Source organism: Acinetobacter sp. V89_7 (assembly GCF_029967895.1).
GTDB lineage: Bacteria > Pseudomonadota > Gammaproteobacteria > Pseudomonadales > Moraxellaceae > Acinetobacter > Acinetobacter soli.
The window spans coordinates 121,063-142,300 of the sequence record NZ_JASCAJ010000025.1 but is presented as its reverse complement, the minus strand read 5'-3'; the positions used below and the strand labels follow the sequence as shown (position 1 = coordinate 142,300).

Here is a 21,238-nt window from a genome sequence, read left to right as displayed (position 1 = left end):
GACCAAAACGAGATGCCAGCGCATAGTGCTGGCATTTTTTTATTTGCTATGATGAGCCGATCTTTTATATTTGACTTTGGCTTGATTATGCAGCATGTGACTTTAGCCAACCATCCATATACGCTGGGGCGTGTATTGGTACTCGGTTTAGGTTTGATTTTACTTATAGACGGATTAGCGCTGATTGCACTAAATAAAAGTCATTTTGGTGTACAAGTCACCTGTGCTACTGGTATCTTTTTAACGCTAAGCAGCCTGTATGGCCCTACTTTATTAAAAAAATTTGCACATCGTCCACGTGTTTTACGCTGGATCTATTTGGGCTGGACTGCATTTTGGCTATGGCTGGCCAGCGTGATCATTTTTTTTATTTTTTTGAGCCTACAATCTTTTAGCACACCTCAAATCTCTACACCCCGTGCCATCATTGTACTGGGGAGTGGCGTCGAAAATGGACAGCCATCGGCCATTTTAGCCGAACGCCTGATCAGTGCGGCATACTATGCTCAACACCATCCTCAAGCATTGATCATTTTAAGTGGCGGACTAGATGCACGTGAGCAAAAAACCGAAGCCGAAGTAATGGCTCAGTATTTACAGCGCAAATATCCGATGCTGAAGAATCCAGTCGCACTTGAAAATCGAAGTACCAGTACCGAACTCAACCTTAAAAACAGTCGGCCTATTCTTGAGCAGCAACATATTTCTTTGCAAGATCCTATTGTACTGGCAACCAGCGATTTTCATATCTTGCGTTCAAAGGCCATTGCACATAAACAAGGCTATCAACAGCCGATCATGCTCAGTGCACCTACTCCCCTTTTGAGCCGCTATAACACATGGCTACGCGAATACTTCGCCTTTATTAGTGGCTGGATTTTACGCGAGTACTAATTTAAACGGATCGTTCGAGGTTTTGGCAACTTAATATCTTCAAATAATTGAGGCTGCTGCACGTACAACTGATACAAGTAGTTTTTGATATCGAGTAGCATGGCTTCAGGGCGCACCAGAATATTTTGACCTTCGGGTGTAAGATTTAAGGACAACAGTGTATTTTTTTCACGTAAATACGGAATAATTTCTTGTACAAAATTCAATAAAGGAATTTCACGGGTTTGATAACTTTCCCAAGCCCCTTTAATCATGAGCTGTGCTAGCCCCTTATTTTGCCATATCGCAAACGCTTGCTGACCGTTTGGAGTGCCGCACAGGGCCCAGCCATCATCGTACAATGCCATTAACTGACGCTGCGCCACAATGCTTTCAATAAACTGCTTATAAAGTTCTTTTGGTTGTAATGTGGTGTGCTCGGAAGTCACTGATGCAGCTTTGCGTTGGTACGGATTTCTCATGAAAATTCATCAGTAACAGAAAAAAGATCTACTTGAATTTTATGAAAAATTTATAGATGACGCAATAAGGAGATGAGAAATTATGGTGGGCGCTGACGGGATCGAACCGCCGACATTCTGCTTGTAAGGCAGACGCTCTACCAACTGAGCTAAGCGCCCTGAGAGATAAAAACTGAAGGACTCAATTTTTAACTTTTCAAGTGCTGCGTGATGCAGTCCTTGAATCATACATTTTCTTGATCAGGGAATCAAGGAAATGGCGCAGCGGACGGGGCTCGAACCCGCGACCCCCGGCGTGACAGGCCGGTATTCTAACCAACTGAACTACCGCTGCACTACACTATCTCATACGAGATATATGGTCACTAAACTTGGTGGGCGCTGACGGGATCGAACCGCCGACATTCTGCTTGTAAGGCAGACGCTCTACCAACTGAGCTAAGCGCCCGCAAAGGTGTCTTGTTTAAAGTGGCGCAGCGGACGGGGCTCGAACCCGCGACCCCCGGCGTGACAGGCCGGTATTCTAACCAACTGAACTACCGCTGCACTTCAACAAAGTCACTTTTGTGGCAAACGATGATTAAAACTTAAGTGGCGCAGCGGACGGGGCTCGAACCCGCGACCCCCGGCGTGACAGGCCGGTATTCTAACCAACTGAACTACCGCTGCACTTCAACAAAGTCACTTTTGTGGCAAACGATGATTAAAACTTAAGTGGCGCAGCGGACGGGGCTCGAACCCGCGACCCCCGGCGTGACAGGCCGGTATTCTAACCAACTGAACTACCGCTGCACTTGAGTCTTAACATGAAGAGCTTGGTGGGCGCTGACGGGATCGAACCGCCGACATTCTGCTTGTAAGGCAGACGCTCTACCAACTGAGCTAAGCGCCCTTCAACGTCTTCATCGTTTGTGAGGTGCATTATAGAGAAACTTCACAGAGTGTCAAACGCTTTTCACCGACTTTTTTAAAAAACTCTATCGAGTGATTAAAAAATAGGTTGTTTTACTAAAAAACCAGCAAATTCTGTATTTTATTTAAACATTACATGCAAAATCATACAGATGAACTCTAAAAAAATATTACGACATTTCCACTTTTATTTCTGAAATATACACCAGCGCCTGCTCAGGAATGACTTCGAATAGCTCAATCAGATCTGTATTTCGCATTCGAATACAGCCATGCGACATCGGAATCCCCATGGGCTGCGTATCTGGTGTACCGTGGATATAGATATAACGCTGCTTAGAATCACAGCCTTCACCTCGGTTAAAACCCTCTTCTAGCCCATCGAGCCATAAAATGCGACTTAAAATCCAGTCACGATCTGGATATTCGGCGGCAAGTGTATCGCTATACACCTCTCCGGTAGGCTGCCGTGCAATAAAAACGGCATTGATTGGTGCAGTATGACCAAATTTTTCTGCAATCCGATGCCATCCACGAGGAGTCTTGCCACTATTTTCCTGTTCTCCAATCCCATTTTTCCCACTGGAGATCGGATAAGTCTTATGCTGTTTGAGTAAATAGAGGGTTTGTGATGCCAGATCAACCACAATATCGGCAGTATTCAAATTAAACATGATCATTTTCTGTGGGTGGAGAATGGACTTTAGAGTTTAACGCTGCTGAAGTGGGTTCAGGTCTTAACCATAACCAAATCGCAACAATCAACATAATGCTATCGGTGAAAATTTTGACCCAAAGTGGCGCGTTGGTAAATAGCATCAGAATGCCACTGATCAGCATCATGATGGAAGCAATCCATTTGGCCTTACGGGGAACTGTGCCGTGAGCACGCCAGTCGCGCAATGTGGGACCATATTTGGGATGATTTAGCAACCAAGCATCCATTTCTGGCCAGCCTTTAGATGCAGCCCAAGCCGCCAAGATAAGAAATACAGTGGTGGGCATACCCGGTAAAATTGCACCAATAATACCAAGTATGATAAATATCACCACTAAGGTACGCCAGAATAGTGTCTTCATTGTTGCAATCCTGCTCTGCAAAATCGTGTCTCTGTGAGTACCTTGCCACTGCGGAGTCAATTGGCCAAAAATATATGGACAGGTTTTATTAAGCTGTGCTCACGAGTATTATAATTCAAGTGATGACGTCAGGATTTATAAATGACTTATTTTTCTTCATGTTTGAATCAACATGAACCTTGGTTTCAGTTCAAACACGATTGTGTACGTCATCTTGCCTTTACGTTGGCTAGTCCAAATATCATCTCGCAGGTGCCTGAAGAACTGCGTTTAGAAACGCCCTTTGAGCTGCATAGCACGTCCTTTTGGTTACAACAGTACGACCATTATGTGCAACGTTTAAAAGCGCTAGATCAAGATCCTAGTCCGTTATTGGAGTTTTTAGGTCAGTTGCGCAGTACCCGTATTGGGCTGCGTTTTGAATATATGCTCTGGTTTTGGTTGCTCGATACTGATTATCACGCATATAAACTCATCGGACACAGCATTCAAAAAATGAAGGGCACGCAAACCATAGGTGAGCTGGATTTTCTGGTCTATAACACGACTGAGCAACGTATTGAACACTGGGAAGTTGCACTCAAATACTATTTAGGTGAAAAAGATTTAAGCTTGCCTTATTGGTATGGTCTGAACCGTGAAGATACCTTATTGAAAAAACTGGCTTATTTCACCGAACGTCAATTTCAATTTGAAGAGGCGCTGGGTCATCGCATTGATCAGCGCTTTGCCGTACTCAAAGGTCAGTTATATAGTCCACAACACATGCAACACCCCAAGCTCCCTAAGTGGCTAAATTCGCATAGGCGCATTGGATACTGGGGCTTTCAGACTCAAGCTGATTTTCGCCGGCTGACACGTCATGAATGGATGTGTCCACAACTACATGGCTCAACCACACCTGCTTTATGGTGGAGCAATGGACTTTATGTGAATACACAAAATCCGGCAGATTGCTATATGTTTCGTCAGGCGCCAGCCGTGCCTTGGGTGCCCGGCATGTTTGAATAAAATAATAATTCTTAAGAATAATTCTTCTTTGAAACATTTATTAACGTTTCTACTATCAAAAAGTAATGTTCTTTTAGACGTTTAGTTTTTAATCTCTAGTTACATCAGAATTAAATCTAAAGTGGAGACAGATGATGAAAAAAATCTTAGCTGCGTCAATTATGGTTGCTTTTGTTTTAACTGGCTGTAACACCTTTAAGGGGTTCGGAAAAGATGTATCAAGCGCTGGTGATGCGGTAACCAACACTGCGCAAAAAACTCAAAATAAAATCTAATTTTATTTGAAGCAAAAAAACCTTATCTTTTTGATAAGGTTTTTTTATTTGAGCATACCCATTAGTTGATGTTTGACCTATGATATTGAGTTAGATTTTTCCAGACTCAAATTTTGGTATGAACCCTTCCGATACTCTCGAACTCAGTTTAGATTTACTTCGCCGCCCCTCTGTGACTCCTGAAGATTATGATTGTCAGGCGCTGATGGCCAAACGTCTTGCGCACGTTGGCTTTCATATTGAAAACATGCGCTTTGGCGAAGTCGACAATTTATGGGCGCGCCGCGGTACTCAAGATCCTGTGTTCTGTTTTGCTGGCCATACCGATGTGGTTCCTACCGGTAACCTTGAGGCATGGAACAGCGATCCGTTTCAACCTGAAATTCGCGACGGTATTTTATATGGGCGCGGTGCTGCCGATATGAAGACCGCACTAGCAGCCATGGTGGTGGCCTCTGAACGCTTTGTAAAAAAACATCCAGATCACAAGGGTTCTATTGCGTTTTTGATTACGTCTGATGAAGAAGGCCCATCAATTAACGGTACGGTAAAAGTGGTTGAAACTCTCGAAGCACGTAACGAAAAAATGACGTGGTGCCTAGTGGGTGAACCATCGAGTACCAGCCAGTTGGGTGACATTATTAAAAATGGCCGTCGTGGCTCATTAAATGCCGTTCTGACAGTGAAAGGCAAACAAGGTCATGTGGCCTATCCTCACCTCGCACGTAATCCGATTCATCTCGCCTCTGCTGCCCTTCACGAACTCTGCGAGACTGTGTGGGATCACGGTAACGAATATTTTCCGGCAACATCTTTTCAGATTTCAAATATTCATGCGGGAACTGGTGCGACCAATGTGGTGCCCGGTACGATGGCTGTTACCTTTAATTTCCGTTATTCGACTGAAGTGACTGCCGAACAGCTTAAAGAACGTGTACTGGAAATTTTACAGCGTCATGGCCTTGAGTATGATATTTCATGGACGCACTCAGGATTACCATTTTTGACTCCTGTTGGTGAATTGGTGAATGCCGCGACCACTGCCATTAAAAATGTTACCGGTGTCGATGCCAAACTTTCGACTAGCGGCGGTACATCTGATGGCCGTTTTATTGCACCGACTGGCGCGCAAGTACTTGAGCTGGGTGTTTTAAATGCGTCTATTCATCAAATCAACGAACACGTTAATGTCGCCGATCTGGAGCCTTTGGCCGAGATTTATGAGCAGATTCTTGAAAATTTATTGACTTGATATTTAAGGGCTCTTCGGAGCCCTTTTTCATTTCAGCCATGATCATAAAACGGTTTGCCTAGTTGCTTGCATGAGCAGCATCTGGATTTTGGCGAGCAGTTGTTCCTCTTGAAAAGGTTTTCCCAGATAATCGTTCACCTCAAGCTGCTGTGCCATCTCGCGGTATTTTTCGCCCGTACGTGAGCTGATCATGATAATCGGTAAAGCTTGCAGTAAATTGTACTGACGTAAACGACGGGTAAATTCGAACCCATCCATTCGCGGCATCTCAACGTCGAGTAAAATGACATCTGGACGAATGTGCTCCAGCTTCTCTAGCGCATCTTGGCCATCTTTGGCTGTTACTACATCGTACCCTTGGCGTTCGAGTAAACGTGATGTGACCTTTCGAACCGTCACTGAATCATCCACCACCATGATCATGGCTCGCTCTTCACGCACAGCGCGCTCGTGGTCGGTATCGTGGCGATATTGTCGTGGCTGCTGATCGACTTGTTCTGCAATGGTAATCGGATCTAAGATCAAACAGACTTGCCCATCGCCTAAAATCGATGCGCCCGCCACCACTTTAACCTGACTAAACTGTTGCCCGATTGGTTTCACCACAATCTGACCACGTGATCCGACCACCTGATCAACCAGCAACGCCACCTGCGGCCCTGTGCTGGAATGAATCAGCAACACCTCCAGCTCACCTGTGATGGTTGACCAGTCTGGCTCGACCACATTACTTACAAATTCACCCAGATAACGTAATTTGTAGCGGGTATTATCAAGCTCAAAACGATCTTGCTGGCTATTAAAGTATTGTTCCAAAATCAGCGGCGATAAGCGCACAATACGCTCAATTTTACCCAGTGGTAAGGCATATTGCTGATCAAGCACCTTGACCATCAGCGCATCACTGACCGCTACTGTGGTGGGCACACGCAGGCTAAATGTGGTTCCCATACCCGCTTGGGCAGTTACGGTGATTTTACCTCCAAGTGCCTTGATTTCGTTATGCACAATATCGAGGCCAACACCACGCCCCGAAATATGGGTAATTGCAGACGCCGTTGAAAACCCCGGGTAAAAGATATACTGGAAGATTTGATCGTCATCTAAAGTATGAAAATGGTCTAAATAGCCCAGTTGCTGCGCCTTGTTTGCAATTGCATTGCTGTCCATGCCTCGACCATCATCTTTTAACTGCAAGACCACATCAGTACCATGACGGCGGATAGAAAGCTCAATAGTCCCGATTGATGGTTTACCTTGGCTCAGTCGTGTTTGCTGATCTTCAATACCATGATCGATGGCATTGCGGAGCATATGTTCGAGCGGTACGACCAAACGCTCTAGAATACTCCGATCTAACTCGCCTTCTGTATTGTGAACCAGCAGTTGAGTTGGTCGATTCAGCGCCAGAGCAGTTTGTCGGACGGTGCGTTGTAAGCGTGGTAAAAGATGCGAAAACGGAACCAGTCGAGTACGAATCAGATTTTCTTGCAGATCGGCCTGAATTCGCGATTGCTGGAGCAGTAAACTTTCGGTATCTCGAATTTTTTCGGTCAAACTGGTACGAAAATCGAGTAAATCCGATGCCGATTCTGCCAAGGATTTACTTAAATGATAAAAATTTGAATATTGCTCTGGCTCAAGCGTGGCGGTATGTTCACCAGAAAGTTGTTGTAAAGATTGTGTATCTAACACCCGATCCAGATGTTTAAGCTGACGCGATAAACGCTGAATCGCCAGTTCCATTTCACCCAAAACGGTATCGACCTGCGCAATATCCATCTGAATTCGGGAGCGATTGATGGCGTTTTCACCAGATTGATCAATCATTTTGTCAATCAGATCTGCCGAAACACGGATCATTTCATTGCTTTCATCAACCGCAATGGAAGTGTCCCACTCACCATGCATAGACGGCGGCTCTGTGCCGTCACCCGGACTAACCGCACCCGATTCGGACAATGATGCGGCAATCTGTTCAAACTGTACCGGAAACAAAGGTTGGGTCAGTTCTAACTGCTCAAGTTGATGCTTAAGTTCGTGATAATGATCGTAACGCGTATCAAAAATTGCCAGTCTCAACCACTGTACGGCGTTGAGAAGTAATGGATCGTAGCTGCTCGTTTTAGAATTGTGCAGATTCATCCGCTCAAAGGTAATCTCAAGTCGCGTGGTAATGTCCATGACATATTTGAGTTCGAGCAGCCGTGCACTGCGCGTTAAGCGATGAAAAATACGTTGTAGCTCCAACAGCAAGTGACGCTGATGACGCTCCTTGATCCATTGCTGAAGATTGAGTTCGGCCTGTGAAAGCAAATCTTGTGCTTCATCCACAAACATTTTTTCGACCAAGGTTTGCGGAAAAGTCTCAGAGGCGGCGGGTACTGAATTGAACGCCAGTACTTCACCCAAGCTCATCTGATCGTCAAGCTTTAACCCAGCCTGCTTTATTACTTGATTTTGAGTAAAATCCGCTTCAGAGAATGCGGCCGGCAACCAGTCTTCGATATGTTGAAGCACATCCAAGACATGACTTACCGGAAACTCTACTGCATGCTGATACAGGTTTTGAATCCGTTCGGCCAGATCATCATGCACAATTCGAATGATCTTGATCAGTTCGAATGAAACATCTAATTGCTGATAGATCAGACGTTGATAAATCGATTCCAGCTCATGTGCAATCAAACCGATCTGATTTAGCTGAACCATATTGGCACCCCCTTTTAAGGTGTGCAAAAACCGGATCAGATGTTGCAAGATATCTAAATTATGTGGCGCTTCGGCCCAGAGCGTCAGCTCGGTTTCGACGCCTGCCAGTAGTTCTTCACTCTCTTCAAGGAAAATTTCCAGCAAACTGTCATCGACCTGTAACGGCTGTGCCAGCACAAGCTGACGATCTTCTGCCAAATAAGACATCAGTCGCATGTCGAGATTAAGTACTGAATCGGTACTGATGTCACCATGTTGAGTCGTTACACTTTGAGAAGCAAATTCTTCCAAATCAAGCGGTTTAAATGGCTTGATTTCTCGATTGAGCTGATCAAACAGCACCTGATACGGTGTAAAAGAACTAATGTGCTGTGCCGCAGCCAAACTATCAAACAGCCCCACAAATGCGGTATGCACTGGCTGGAATGCATCATATAGGCTTTGAGGAAAATCACTACTCGTGATTCCGATGAGTTCTTGATAAACCGATTGCAAATGCTGGGTAAAAATATGCAAAACACGTGTTCGGTCTGTATCGGTCGCAGCGTATAGGCTTGCGGCCTGTTCCTGTAAAATCACAATATAATCGACCGACTGGTGCCGTATACGATCTTGAAACTCAAATTCGGCATCGAGCAAATCATCAATTTCAAGTGCGAGTAAGGCCGCTACCACACCGCCATTAAGCTGTAACTCATGTGCAGCAGTCGATTCGAGCTGATGCTGATAAAGCTGATACTGATCTAAAAAGATATTCAGTAGTGGTTGAAGCATCTTGGCCTCTAAGCCATGCTGAATGTTGTGCACCGCCTGTGTAATAAATTCCAGATACTGACCAAGCAAAGCCTGCTCGGTAGAGAGTAGTGCTCCATGCTGAAGTAATCTCTGCTTGATTGTGCTTTCAAGTGCTGTACTGGCATCAAAAATCGCATCGATACAGGCCATGGATGAGCTACCACGTATGGTATGCAAGGCACGTAACAGTCGGTTAAAGTCATCATCCGAAGGGGCTGAGTTTGCTAAAAAATGATGGATATCTGCAACATAAACCGAGATTTCTTCTAGAAAAATGACAATAGATTCATTTAGTTTGACGCTGTTAGTTGGCGCGAGTTCCAATTCATCAGCTGTCTGAGATGCTCTCATGAGCAGAGTCATCAGCGCAGGTTCTATCTCGAGATTGAGTTGTAACTGTGACCCAATAAATGCATAGGGCCGTAAATCGACACGATGTGGCTGGCGTTGTTTAAAATCCTCAATCAGTTCATCTTGATAAAGCCGATAAACCTGAGCCACATACTGCTGAATCGGGAGTGTAGTAGGTAAAATTGAGTTGAGAATTCGTGTGAGGGTTTCCTCCACCATCCATGCAATTTCACTCGACGCATTGGCCCCCACCATCCGGCCCGTACCTTTTAAATTATTAAAGTGCCGACAGATTTCTTGCAACAAGGCTTGATCGTCAGGCGTCGTATGCCAAGCCTGAATCAGGCGCTCCAATGCACTAAACACCTCTTCGAGCTCTTCAATAAAAACGTCAAGAATCTCCTGATCCTGATCCAGATATTGATCTTCAGGCAAGGTCAGCGCCGCCAGACGCGTATTTAATGCGGTGTCCATATCCGAATGCTGCGCTCAGCAACCCCAATCTTCATGCGCTGTTTTGATCCCCTTAATCAATTCTTTTTTATTCGGTCATCTCTAGTTGATAACCAGAAATTGCCAGCTCTAATTCTTTAATGATCGCATTCAACTGCTGAAGATACAATCCGAGCTGCTGTCCTTTGGCATCACAACCACTCATTTCTGTTGTATCTGTTTGAACGCTGTGTTGCACGTGGTGCGTAAGGTGCGTTGCGATCTGTTCAACTTGCAGTAAGGTGAGACGTGCCTGATCTAGCTCCGTTACAGACCGTTGTACCGAATCAATCAAATGTCGGTATTGCTGCAACATCAGGTTCAGGGCATCTGCAATTGTACCGGTAAAATCCTCAGAAACAGTCGCTTGCCGCCTTAAATCACCCTCGGCGAAATCACTGATCTCATTGAGTAAGCGCAAGATTGCGTGCTGATGCTGACTGGTTTCATAAGCACTTTCGAACTGCTGTGCTGTATCAGCAACCTTTCGCATCGATAAACGCATCAACTGCCAAGTCGCGTAAGCCAATCCGAGTAATGCAATCACAACCACACTGATCAAGAGTATGGCAAACATATTGTTTTGACTTTTTGCCAAGCGATCTAGCGACTGTAATAATTGCTCAGATTGTTTGGGTAACTGCCAATAAGCCTGCCAAAGCTGCTCCACCTGATCAGGTTGCAATAAAACGCGCTCAATTTTAGGCTGTAATGCGCTATCAAATTCAAGTTGAATATCTTGCAGCAAAGCTCGCTGTAGCGGATCTTGCACAGCATTTAAGCCCTGCACGGGATCGCCAAGAAGCTGTCGCAGAATACCAGCTCTAAACTGCTGGGTATCTTCAATAAAATCATGCACCGTTTGCGGTGTGGCCTGCTCAGGTAAAATGGGAGAATGTCCCCATTTTAAAAGCTGTGATGCGCTCTGCTCTTGTTGCTGGGCCAGTTTTAAATGCCCGATATCAGCAGGTTGATGCTGCAATAACTCGATTAGCTGCGCATAATTCGATTGTATTTCGGGCATCGAAAGCTGCATCGATAAATGTAAAAACTGAACTTGTCTGGCAAGATCAGGATCGGCTTGAATTCTCTCAATACTGTGTGACAATGCCTGCCAATCGGTCATGACACGCTGATAAGCCGAGGTATCTGATGCAATTTCTGCGAGATCGTTTTGAAACTGTTGATGCGTCGCGCTTAAATTTTTACGGTTTTGCAGTGAATCTGACCGTAAAATTTCCAGTGATTCAGACATAAACTGCTGATTGAGTATGGTCAATGCCATCATTTTTTGATCGACATGATGCCGTTTTTGCATGTGCTGAATCAGAAAAATGCTCGAAACGAGTAGAATCGTCGTCATCAACAGCATAAGCAGGAGCAAACGCTGTAACTGCTGCGGCGATTCAAACCGATTGGAAAAATGATCTGCTTTAAACCATCCACTCCATCGGTGGTGATCTGACTCAATACGTCTGTTTTTGACGCTTGCGATCCACGTCATATCCCCACCCCTCATGATCACAACACCGTTTAAAATTTGTATTAATGGTGCTGCGAGGCATTCATAAAATCGTGATTGCCTAATAATTGACTCAATAAAAAAATATGCCAGCGCTGCTGATACTGTTGAAAATAGCCGCGACAATACGGCTGAAACATCACGCCAAGATCATGCTGATGCGAAAAATAATGCGTTTTATTAAAATGCTGTACACCAAATACCTGATCGACAATCAGCCCGATATAATGTTGATTGTGGCTGATACACATCACTTTATGTTGTGTGTGTTCCTGATAATTCTGTTTAGAAATAAACTCAGACAAACTCGATACGGCCAGCAATCGCCCGCGAATATTTGCCAAACCTTTTAGCCAAGGCTGTGTATTGGGAACACGGGTATAACTTGGCGGATGAATGACTTCAGTGACTTCCCCTAATGGCGCAACGAAATAATGCCCCATCAATTCAAATGCGATACCTGTCCAGCGTTCTGCCTGCTCAATCGACTCATGCTGTACGCTCAAATCATCTGGCGTATATGCCGCCAAATGTATATCGCTGCTCTGAGCCATGTTACGAATCTGACAGAATATATTGCTGAATCACGTCGATCAGCTGATTTTCATCAATGGGTTTGGTCAAATACTCTTTGGCGCCCTGACGCTTACCCCAAATTCGATCTGTGGCCTGATCTTTGGTACTCACAATCACCACTGGAATATGCTTGGTGCTTTCGCCACGGCAAATCTGACGGGTGGCTTGAAAACCATTCACACCCGGCATTACTACATCCATCAGCACCAGATTCGGCTGTTCGGCCTGAGCCAGCGTCACACCATCTGCACCATTGGTGGCTTCAAGCACTTGATAACCGTGTCGGGTCAATATTTCACGAAACCGATACGTCTCGGTGGGTGAATCATCAACGATCAATATACGCGCCATAATGACCTCAAATTTATTTATTGGAATTAAACAATGACATGATTACGAATTGCGCTTAACAATTCATCTTTACTAAATGGCTTGATCAGGTATTCATCGGAGCCCACGATACGCCCTTTGGCCTGATCAAATAATCCATCTTTACTTGAAAGCATAATTACGGGAATATGCTGGTAATTTTGTGAATTTTTAATCAGCGCACAGGTTTGATATCCATCTAGGCGTGGCATCATAATATCCACAAAAATAATATCGGGATTGGTCTGTGCTATTTTTGATAATGCTTCAAAGCCGTCTGTCGCCGTGACCACGGTATAGCCTTCTTTTTGCAGCAGCGTTTCAGCAGTACGACGAATGGTTTTTGAATCATCAATCACCATAATTTTAATTGCTTTGGGTGCATCTTCCATTCATTCGTCCTTTTCAAATGCCCAATTCAGGCAAACTAATCTGTTATCAAGTGTCATGGCATTTTTACATAGTTAAAGTCTTGTTTTCAATTGATCCACTAGAACATCTTTTTTTCATTTATCTCAATTTACGCTAAACTAAAACGATAAAACCCGTGGATTTACAGCGTATAAATCCATCTTAATATACCAAGATTATGATTCAAAAAAAATTAATCTAATTTTATTGGGGAGAAGCACATGGTTCAATCCATAGAATTTGCGCCTGCTGTGCGGCGACAGCCCTTTCAGTTGGGTAAACAAGTAACGTTATTCATTTTACTCATGTTCTTCTATCTGCTTGGATGTGCAGGCGAGATTCATGCCAAATGGTATCGCTATTATGATTCGCGTGGCACTGCCAATATCAGCGCCAACGTAACGCCAGCACATATTCGCTATGGATATGAGTCGCTCGATCAAAATATGCAAGTGATTGCGAAGACGCCCGCATGGAATGGCGACCGAGACGCCAAAACTCAAGCCAGATATGAATCACAAGCACGACAACAACAATATGATCTCAAACTCAAACGTGCCTATGGCAACAGTAAAATTGCCACGATGAAACGCGATGAATCTTTAAATAGCATCAAAAAACAGATCGCATTTCAGCAAGAACAGCTCAAACAGCAACAAAATGATCGAGTGATGTATAAAAATCAGGAAAATCAATATATAAGAAAAGGGCAAAACATACCGGTATCGGTACGCGAACACATGTTACAAAACCAGCAACAGATCCTCGCCAGCAAGGCGATGCTGAAGCAAATGCAAGACAACTATAACAGCACTCAAATCCATTATGCAGATGTGATTGCACGCTTAAAAAAAATGGAATAACCGTTATAATCGGTGGCAAAGTCGACACAACATCACATTATTTAAAGGATAACACTGCATGCGTAGCACCCTTCTGGTTCTTTCGAAAGCGACCATACTCAGTATGAGTTTAATGGTCGCAGCATGCAGTCAAAAAGATGCCGCCGAAAGCTCACAGCAATCAGCCAATACTGCAGCAATTGAGTTAATTGGTGCCGATCTGGTGGCGGTCAAATCCGGTCAAATCGAACAGAAAACGGCATTTATCGGAACCATTCGGGCTGTCAATCAAAGTTCGGTACAGGCACAAGTGACCGCAACCGCCACACAGGTCAATGTGAATGTTGGACAGTCGGTGACTAAAGGGCAGATATTGGTGCGTCTTGACAATCAGGACAATGCGGCACGGCTTTCCCAAGCACGTGCCAATCTTGCGTCGGCTCGGGCACAAGCAGATTTGGCCAAAAATCTGATGCAACGAAAAAAGCGTCTGCTTGATCAAGGTTTTATTTCACGCGTGGAATACGAACAAAGTGAAGTTGATTACAAAGCACAATTAGAGACGGTGAATGCACAGCGTGCCAATGTCGATATCGCCGAAAAAGCCAATTTAGATGGCATCATTCGCAGCCCGCTTTCAGGGGTGATTACCAAGCGTCAAGTAGAACCAGGTCAAACCGTTGCGGCGGGCAGTACGCTGTTTGAAATTGTCGATCCAGCTCAGTTAGAAATTCAAGGAAAATTGCCAATCGAACAACAATCCGCATTGGCAGTAGGGAAAAAAATAAGCTTTAACATTCAAGGTGAGCGCACGGTGCAAGAGGCACGTTTAAGCCGAATTTCGCCTGTGGCCGATCAGGTCAGTCGTCAAATCGAATTTTTTGCACAACCGAGCAGCCCGATTCGCTCACTCAGTATTGGTGCATTTGTAGAAGGTTTTATTTATAGCCAGGATCAGATATCGGGGCAGATTATTCCACTCAATAGTATTCAGAGTATGGATCAACAGCCATATGTCTGGGTGGTTCGTCAGCAAAAGCTGCATAAAGTGGCCATTAAACTTTTAGAAAAACGCTTCACTGATGATGTTGCCATCGTTCAGGGATTACAACCGGGAGATCGCGTGAGCCGAATCGCATTTGAAAATAGCGATGACAACAAGGCCGTGCGCATTTCTGGCAATTAACATCAGGATTGAGTCTATGTGGTTAACCCGAATCAGCGTCAAATATCCCGTCTTTACCATTATGATGATGCTCAGTCTGATGGTATTAGGGCTGGCTTCGTGGCAACGAATGGGAGTAGAAGAATTTCCCGATGTCGATTTCCCGTTTGTGGTGGTATATACCAACTATCCCGGCGCCTCTCCTGAAGCCGTTGAATCTGAAATTACCAAAAAACTTGAAGACCAGATCAATACCATTTCGGGCCTAAAACAGATCACCTCGCAATCGAGTGAGGGATTATCCATGATTGTGGCAGAGTTCAATCTGGATGTGGCATCGAGCGTTGCAGCGCAAGATGTGCGCGATAAAATTGCGGTGGCAAAAGCTAATTTTCGTGACGAAATTGAAGACCCAGTGGTCGAACGCTATGATCCAGCCAGCAGCGCGATTATGTCGGTGGTCTTTGAAACCAACTCAATGTCACTTCGTGATTTTAGCTCTTACATCGATCAGCGGATTTTACCGCAGTTACGTACCATTCCTGGTGTGGGTACAGTCAGTCTGCTGGGCGATGCCAAACGGCAAGTACGCATTGTGGTCAATCCGCAAAAAATGCAAAGCTACGCGATTGGGATTGATCAGGTCATCAATACCCTTAAAAATGAAAATGTAGAAATTCCGGGCGGCAGTTTAAAGCAGCCGAATCAGGAACTGGTCATTGAGATTCAGTCCAAAGTGATTCAGCCCTATGGCTTTGGTAATTTGGTGGTCGCCAATAAAAACGGCGTACCGATTTATTTAAAGCAAATTGCTGAGGTTGAAGACACACAGGCCGAGCTGGAAACGGGCGCCTTTCAAAACGGTAAAACTGCTGTTTCGGTAGATATTTTAAGAAGCTCAGATGCAAACGTGATTCAGGTGGTCGATAACACCTACAAAGTGCTCGATAAAATCAAGGCACAGCTTCCCAAAGGCGCAAGTTTGCATGTGGTTGTCGATACTTCAAAAAGTATCCGCGCTTCAATTAAGGACGTTGCACGTACCATCATCGAAGGTGCCTTACTGGCCGTTTTGATTGTATTGCTGTTTTTAGGTTCTTTTCGCTCCACCGTTATTACAGGTTTAACACTTCCGATTGCCTTACTGGGTACCCTCACCTTTATCTGGGCATTTGGTTTTAGCATCAACATGATGACCTTGCTGGCCTTGTCCTTGTGTATTGGCTTGCTGATTGACGATGCCATTGTGGTTCGGGAAAATATTGTACGCCATGCCGAAATGGGTAAAGACCATGTTACCGCGGCATTAGATGGCACAAAAGAAATTGGGCTGGCCGTACTGGCCACCACACTCACGATTGTGGCCGTGTTTTTACCTGTGGCATTTATGGGCGGTATTATCGGACGTTTCTTTTATCAATTTGGCGTGACGGTCAGCACCGCGGTTCTGATCTCGATGTTTGTCAGTTTTACTCTCGATCCGATGCTCTCTGCATACTGGAAAGAAAAACCGCGTAACCGCCCACCAGGCCGAATCAAACGCTTTTTTAACTGGATTTCTAAAGAACTCGATAAACTTACCCATGTTTATGAGCGTGTTCTCAAGCTTGCACTGCGTTTTCGTCTAATCACCCTCCTGATCGCGATTGCTTCTCTGGTCGGAGCGCTGGGCTTGTCCAAGCTGATTGGTACCGAATTTGTACCCACGCCCGATAAAGGTGAAGTGCGAATCAAGTTTGAAACGCCTGTCGATGCCTCTTTAGAATATACACAGGCCAAGCTGGATCAGGTCACAAAAATCGTCAATACGTTTGGCTTTGTAAAATCGACCTACGGCGTGATTAATGGCGTCACCGATCGGGGTAAAAACCATGCGACGCTTCGCGTCACGGTGACGCCACGACAGCAACGTCAGCAAAGCCTAACCGAAATCAACAACATCTTTCGCAAACGCTTACAGTCGGTGGCAGGCATTACCGTGACCTCCGTGGCTTCTGCCGATGAAACGGTTTCGGGCGGACAAAAGCCCATCATGATTTCAATTAAAGGCCCAGATCTGGACGAGTTACAGCGTATCTCAGATCGGTTTATGGTTGAAATGAAGAAAATCAATGGCGTGGTCGATCTGGAAAGTTCACTTAAAGCACCCAAACCAACGTTGTCTATTCAGATCAATCGGGTACTGGCAAGTGATTTAGGGCTTTCGGTCAATCAGATCGCGAGCGCACTGCGCCCCTTAATTGCAGGTGAGAATGTCACCACATGGGAAGATGAGCGCGGTGAAACTTACGATGTGAATTTACGACTGGCCGAAGCCAATCGTGCACGCCCAAGCGATCTGGAAAATCTGTATTTAAGCTCGAATAAAACCGATGCCAACAATCAGCCTGTGTTAATTCCACTGGCATCTGTTGCTTCGTTTGAGCAAACCCTCGGTGCCGCACAAATTAATCGCCGCGACTTGTCACGTGAAGTACTGGTCGAGGCCAATACCTCAGGACGACCATCGGGAGATATTGGTAAAGATATCCAGCAACTGCAACAGAACTTTAAATTGCCAGCCGGCTATAGCTTCGATACGCAAGGTGCCAATGCCGATATGGCCGAGTCGGCAGGATATGCGCTGACTGCAATTAGCTTGTCGATTATTTTTATTTATATTGTACTCGGCTCGCAGTTCAACAGCTTTATCCATCCGGCGGCCATTATGGCCTCATTGCCACTGTCATTGATTGGTGTGTTTCTTGCGCTGTTTTTATTTAACAGTACCTTAAACCTGTTTTCGATTATCGGAATCATTATGCTGATGGGGCTGGTCACCAAGAATGCGATCTTGCTGATTGATTTCATTAAAAAAGCCATGGAGCGTGGTGAAACTCGTTTTGATGCAATTTTACAGGCAGGCAAGACGCGCTTGCGTCCCATTTTAATGACCACGAGCGCGATGGTGATGGGTATGGTGCCACTGGCATTGGGTTTGGGTGAAGGCGGCGAACAAAGTGCTCCTATGGCGCATGCGGTGATTGGTGGCGTGATCACCTCGACCCTACTCACCTTGGTGGTGGTGCCCGTGATTTTCACCTATTTGGATGATTTGAAAAATTTCTTGTTACGCCAAAGCCGCAAATTAATGTCATAATCTGTTTTTTACGAAATGAGATGAAATCTTCATCTCATTTTTTATTATAATCTGGTGTTTTTATCGTGCTCTGTTTAAGAGCCCATTTTTAGGACTGTTTCCATGCGCGCAAGCCGCTTTTTATTTGCAACGTTAAGAGAAACCCCAAACGATGCCGAAGTGATTTCGCATCAGCTCATGCTTCGAGCCGGGATGATTCGTAAATTGGCTTCAGGTTTATATACTTGGTTGCCGATGGGCGTACGCGTATTAAATAAAGTAGAAGCGATTGTGCGTGAAGAAATGAATCGTTCAGGCGCGCTTGAAGTCTTTATGCCCGTCACTCAACCTGCGGGCTTGTGGGAAGAATCAGGCCGTTATGTGCAATACGGCCCGGAGCTTTTACGTTTTAACGATCGTCATGACAATCCCTTTGTACTTGGGCCAACTCATGAAGAAGTCATTACCGACTTGGCTCGCACTGAACTGAAAAGTTATAAGCAATTGCCAATGAACTTTTATCAAATTCAGACCAAATTCCGTGACGAGATTCGTCCACGCTTTGGTGTGATGCGTTCACGTGAATTTATCATGAAAGATGCGTACTCGTTTCATGTCGATCAAGCTTCATTGCAAGAAACCTACGACAACATGTACGACACCTACTGCCGTATCTTTACCCGTTTAGGTTTAGATTTCCGCCCTGTGCAGGCCGATACAGGCTCGATTGGCGGTTCAGGTTCGCATGAGTTCCATGTGCTTGCCGATAGCGGTGAAGACGATATCGTATTTTCGAGCGAATCTGATTATGCAGCCAATGTAGAAAAGGCAGAGGCGATTTTGGTGGGTGAGCGTGCCGCTCCTACTCAAGCCTTGAGCATTGTAGAAACACCAAATCAGAAAACCATTGCTGATGTTTGTGCCTTCTTAAACGCTGATCCGAAACAATCAGTAAAAGCGTTGTTGGTGCAAGGCAATGCCGATGAAAAAGGCGATGTCCCTGTGATCGCGCTATTTTTGCGTGGCGATCACGAACTCAACGAAATCAAGGCAGAGCATCATCCGCTTATTGCAGCACCGCTGACGTTTGCAACTGAGGCACAATTACAACAACTTGGTTTGACCGCAGGTTATGTCGGCCCACAAGGATTGCTTGAAAAAGGCCTGACCGTGATTGTCGATCGCGCAGCGTCAGTCCTGTCAGATTTTATTGCTGGTGCTAACGAAGCCGACAAACATGCCACTGGTGTAAACTGGGAGCGTGATGCAACTTATACCGAGGTTTATGACCTTCGTAATGTCGTGGATGGTGATCCATCTCCAGATGGTCAAGGTGTACTACAAATCAAACGTGGTATTGAAGTCGGGCACATCTTCCAGTTAGGTCAGAAGTATTCTGAAGCGCTGAATTGTACGGTTCTGGGCGATGACGGTAAGCCACTGGTTGTGACCATGGGCTGTTATGGTATTGGTGTCACTCGTGTTGTGGCTTCTGCCATTGAGCAAAATTACGATGAAAAAGGCATTATCTGGCCATCTGCAATTGCGCCTTTTGAGATTGCAATTGTGCCGATGAATGCGCATAAATCACCAAAAACGCTTGAAGCTGCTGAAGCACTTTATGCAGAATTGCAAGCGCAAGGCTATGATGTTTTGCTTGATGACCGTAATGAGCGTCCAGGCGTGAAATTCTCTGATCTGGAGCTAACCGGTATTCCACATCGTATTGTGATTGGTGAAAAAGGCTTGGATGCAGGAACCTTTGAATATAAAGGCCGTACCGATGCTGAGTCTGTTAACTTAACCAAAGACGAGCTCATGGCAAAACTTAAATAAGCGACTCAAATTAAAAAAGCAGGTTTGATACCTGCTTTTTTTATGAATTGACTAACAAAACTTCAAATTTCCATAACAGTTACTAATCGGCATTTGACCCAAATCGACAGGCGCCAAATTCACCGGTGTTCCTAAAAGAGCGCCAGAAACAGCACCAAGTGCATTTAAATAGACATCTTGAGTGATATTCAAATTATTAAATTGAGTTTGTGGAATCGAGATCCACCAACCTTTCTGTGCTGCATTATTACTCCATGTTTGGTCACTGACATTTTGCCAACGTATATCTTTACTTTGTGAAGAAATATAAGCATTACTGGTCGCGATCAAATTCCCATTCGAATCCGTATCAGCCACCAGTAGCTGGTGTACTGTTCTATAGGGAATATCGTTCATATTCACATTGGTTAATTTTAAGCCAAGCAAAGATGCTGAAGCCTGAGCCGTCAGTTTGGTTAAACTAAAAGTTGAATTTCGGTTATTGATTAATGTTGTACTATAATCATCTACTTTTGCCGTTCCATTTAATTGTATTAATGGCAGATTTCCACCATTACATGAATTTCCCGAAGAACTTACTCCTAAAGTACAAGCATGCACATTGGTTAAATTTGCATTGGTTACGCGTACGCCAATATCTCCGCTTAATGAATTGATTCCAGTATCATCTGCAAGCGTATTTAAGTCACCATTTGAGCCAATATTCATAATCCCCAGCGCCGAAAGTGCCCCTAAACGAAATCCTGTAATGGTTCGTGTGGCAGCAGAGTCTGGATTTTGAATCGCAAACTCAATAAACGGATTGGTGAGTTTAAAGTCTGTCCCTACTCCGGCCCCTTGCGCGGTTGAGCTGGTGATTCCGGTCAGTGCGATATTATCAATATCAATATCACATCCAGTTCCTTTTACACCACCACAGCCCAATTGCAATTTCTTAATATTGGCATTGAGTTCAAGTTGAGCTTCTAATCCCAATCGATAAAATCCCATGTTTCCGTTGGGGTTAGATCCGCCAGGTGCAACATAGTTTAAATTAAGCAATGCCTGTCCGGTGACTTCAGACATTTGCTGATCATCTAAAGAGGTCAAACGATCTGCAAATGCAGCCTGCGTCAAACATAGTCCCGCGGCTGTCAGTAAGATGGCTTTTAGCTGTTTCATCAT

Annotated in this window: 17 protein-coding genes and 7 tRNA genes; 8 read left to right on the top strand and 16 right to left on the bottom strand. The window is 44.8% G+C overall.

Annotated elements, in window-relative coordinates; all coding sequences use genetic code 11:
• The first annotated feature begins 87 nt into the window (after nt 1–87).
• Nucleotides 88–894: a YdcF family protein gene (locus QLG00_RS07420; protein WP_282470731.1), complete on the top strand. Its 807-nt coding sequence runs from the start codon at nt 88–90 to the stop codon at nt 892–894.
• Here QLG00_RS07420 and QLG00_RS07415 read toward each other — a convergent pair.
• From QLG00_RS07415 to QLG00_RS07370, 10 genes are all read right to left on the bottom strand, one after another.
• Complete coding sequence (locus QLG00_RS07415) at nt 891–1,355, bottom strand: DUF2750 domain-containing protein (RefSeq protein ID WP_004935204.1); 465 nt, start codon at nt 1,353–1,355, stop codon at nt 891–893. The genes QLG00_RS07420 and QLG00_RS07415 overlap by 4 nt on opposite strands.
• An 83-nt stretch (nt 1,356–1,438) precedes the next feature.
• A tRNA-Val gene (locus QLG00_RS07410) sits at nt 1,439–1,514 on the bottom strand.
• 98 nt (nt 1,515–1,612) lie between these two features.
• Nucleotides 1,613–1,689 (bottom strand) — tRNA-Asp (locus QLG00_RS07405).
• A 38-nt stretch (nt 1,690–1,727) separates the two neighbouring features.
• Nucleotides 1,728–1,803: transfer RNA gene (locus QLG00_RS07400), tRNA-Val, on the bottom strand.
• Between the two features lie 21 nt (nt 1,804–1,824).
• Nucleotides 1,825–1,901 (bottom strand) — tRNA-Asp (locus tag QLG00_RS07395).
• 46 nt (nt 1,902–1,947) lie between these two features.
• Nucleotides 1,948–2,024: transfer RNA gene (locus QLG00_RS07390), tRNA-Asp, on the bottom strand.
• Between the two features lie 46 nt (nt 2,025–2,070).
• Nucleotides 2,071–2,147: transfer RNA gene (locus QLG00_RS07385), tRNA-Asp, on the bottom strand.
• 24 nt (nt 2,148–2,171) lie between these two features.
• Nucleotides 2,172–2,247 (bottom strand) — tRNA-Val (locus QLG00_RS07380).
• 190 nt (nt 2,248–2,437) lie between these two features.
• The gene (elsL, locus tag QLG00_RS07375) at nt 2,438–2,947 is read right to left on the bottom strand and encodes a cell wall-recycling L,D-carboxypeptidase ElsL (protein ID WP_282470730.1); all 510 of its coding nucleotides are present in this window, start codon (nt 2,945–2,947) and stop codon (nt 2,438–2,440) included.
• Nucleotides 2,934–3,347, bottom strand: a complete 414-nt coding sequence (locus QLG00_RS07370; RefSeq protein WP_282470729.1) for a YbaN family protein — start codon at nt 3,345–3,347, stop codon at nt 2,934–2,936. Before QLG00_RS07370 ends, elsL begins: the two co-directional genes overlap by 14 nt.
• Nucleotides 3,348–3,488: 141 nt before the next feature.
• On the opposite strand from QLG00_RS07370, the gene QLG00_RS07365 reads away from it, so the two are divergent.
• The 3 genes from QLG00_RS07365 (at nt 3,489) to dapE (ending at nt 5,885) form a co-directional block, all read left to right on the top strand.
• Nucleotides 3,489–4,358, top strand: a complete 870-nt coding sequence (locus QLG00_RS07365) for a DUF1853 family protein (RefSeq protein WP_088459344.1) — start codon at nt 3,489–3,491, stop codon at nt 4,356–4,358.
• 131 nt (nt 4,359–4,489) lie between these two features.
• Nucleotides 4,490–4,633: an entericidin A/B family lipoprotein gene (locus QLG00_RS07360; protein ID WP_088459345.1), complete on the top strand. Its 144-nt coding sequence runs from the start codon at nt 4,490–4,492 to the stop codon at nt 4,631–4,633.
• Between the two features lie 118 nt (nt 4,634–4,751).
• Complete coding sequence (gene dapE / locus QLG00_RS07355) at nt 4,752–5,885, top strand: succinyl-diaminopimelate desuccinylase (RefSeq protein WP_004935190.1); 1,134 nt, start codon at nt 4,752–4,754, stop codon at nt 5,883–5,885.
• 42 nt (nt 5,886–5,927) lie between these two features.
• Here dapE and QLG00_RS07350 read toward each other — a convergent pair whose 3' ends face one another.
• From QLG00_RS07350 to pilG, 5 genes are all read right to left on the bottom strand, one after another.
• Complete coding sequence (locus QLG00_RS07350) at nt 5,928–10,217, bottom strand: Hpt domain-containing protein (RefSeq protein ID WP_282470728.1); 4,290 nt, start codon at nt 10,215–10,217, stop codon at nt 5,928–5,930.
• A 67-nt stretch (nt 10,218–10,284) separates the two neighbouring features.
• Nucleotides 10,285–11,739: a hypothetical protein gene (locus QLG00_RS07345; protein ID WP_282470727.1), complete on the bottom strand. Its 1,455-nt coding sequence runs from the start codon at nt 11,737–11,739 to the stop codon at nt 10,285–10,287.
• 41 nt (nt 11,740–11,780) lie between these two features.
• Complete coding sequence (locus QLG00_RS07340) at nt 11,781–12,311, bottom strand: chemotaxis protein CheW (RefSeq protein ID WP_282470726.1); 531 nt, start codon at nt 12,309–12,311, stop codon at nt 11,781–11,783.
• Nucleotide 12,312: 1 nt separating this feature from the next.
• Complete coding sequence (locus QLG00_RS07335) at nt 12,313–12,684, bottom strand: response regulator (RefSeq protein WP_004935180.1); 372 nt, start codon at nt 12,682–12,684, stop codon at nt 12,313–12,315.
• 26 nt (nt 12,685–12,710) lie between these two features.
• Nucleotides 12,711–13,094 (bottom strand): twitching motility response regulator PilG, encoded by a 384-nt coding sequence (gene pilG / locus QLG00_RS07330; protein WP_282470725.1) that lies wholly within the window; start codon nt 13,092–13,094, stop codon nt 12,711–12,713.
• A gap of 240 nt (nt 13,095–13,334) precedes the next feature.
• On the opposite strand from pilG, the gene QLG00_RS07325 reads away from it, so the two are divergent.
• The 4 genes from QLG00_RS07325 (at nt 13,335) to QLG00_RS07310 (ending at nt 20,074) form a co-directional block, all read left to right on the top strand.
• Nucleotides 13,335–13,976 carry a hypothetical protein gene (locus QLG00_RS07325; RefSeq protein WP_004935172.1) on the top strand — a complete coding sequence of 214 codons (642 nt, stop codon included), beginning with the start codon at nt 13,335–13,337 and terminating at the stop codon, nt 13,974–13,976.
• 58 nt (nt 13,977–14,034) lie between these two features.
• Nucleotides 14,035–15,141 carry an efflux RND transporter periplasmic adaptor subunit gene (locus tag QLG00_RS07320; RefSeq protein WP_282470724.1) on the top strand — a complete coding sequence of 369 codons (1,107 nt, stop codon included), beginning with the start codon at nt 14,035–14,037 and terminating at the stop codon, nt 15,139–15,141.
• A 16-nt stretch (nt 15,142–15,157) separates the two neighbouring features.
• Nucleotides 15,158–18,259 (top strand): efflux RND transporter permease subunit, encoded by a 3,102-nt coding sequence (locus QLG00_RS07315; RefSeq protein ID WP_282470723.1) that lies wholly within the window; start codon nt 15,158–15,160, stop codon nt 18,257–18,259.
• A 102-nt stretch (nt 18,260–18,361) separates the two neighbouring features.
• Entirely contained in the window at nt 18,362–20,074 is a 1,713-nt protein-coding gene (locus QLG00_RS07310; protein ID WP_104124676.1) for a proline--tRNA ligase, read from the top strand.
• 51 nt (nt 20,075–20,125) lie between these two features.
• On the opposite strand, the gene QLG00_RS07305 is transcribed toward QLG00_RS07310, so the two are convergent.
• On the bottom strand, nt 20,126–21,235 hold the full coding sequence (locus QLG00_RS07305; protein ID WP_282470722.1) for a hypothetical protein: 1,110 nt from the start codon (nt 21,233–21,235) through the stop codon (nt 20,126–20,128).
• Nucleotides 21,236–21,238 lie beyond the last annotated feature (3 nt).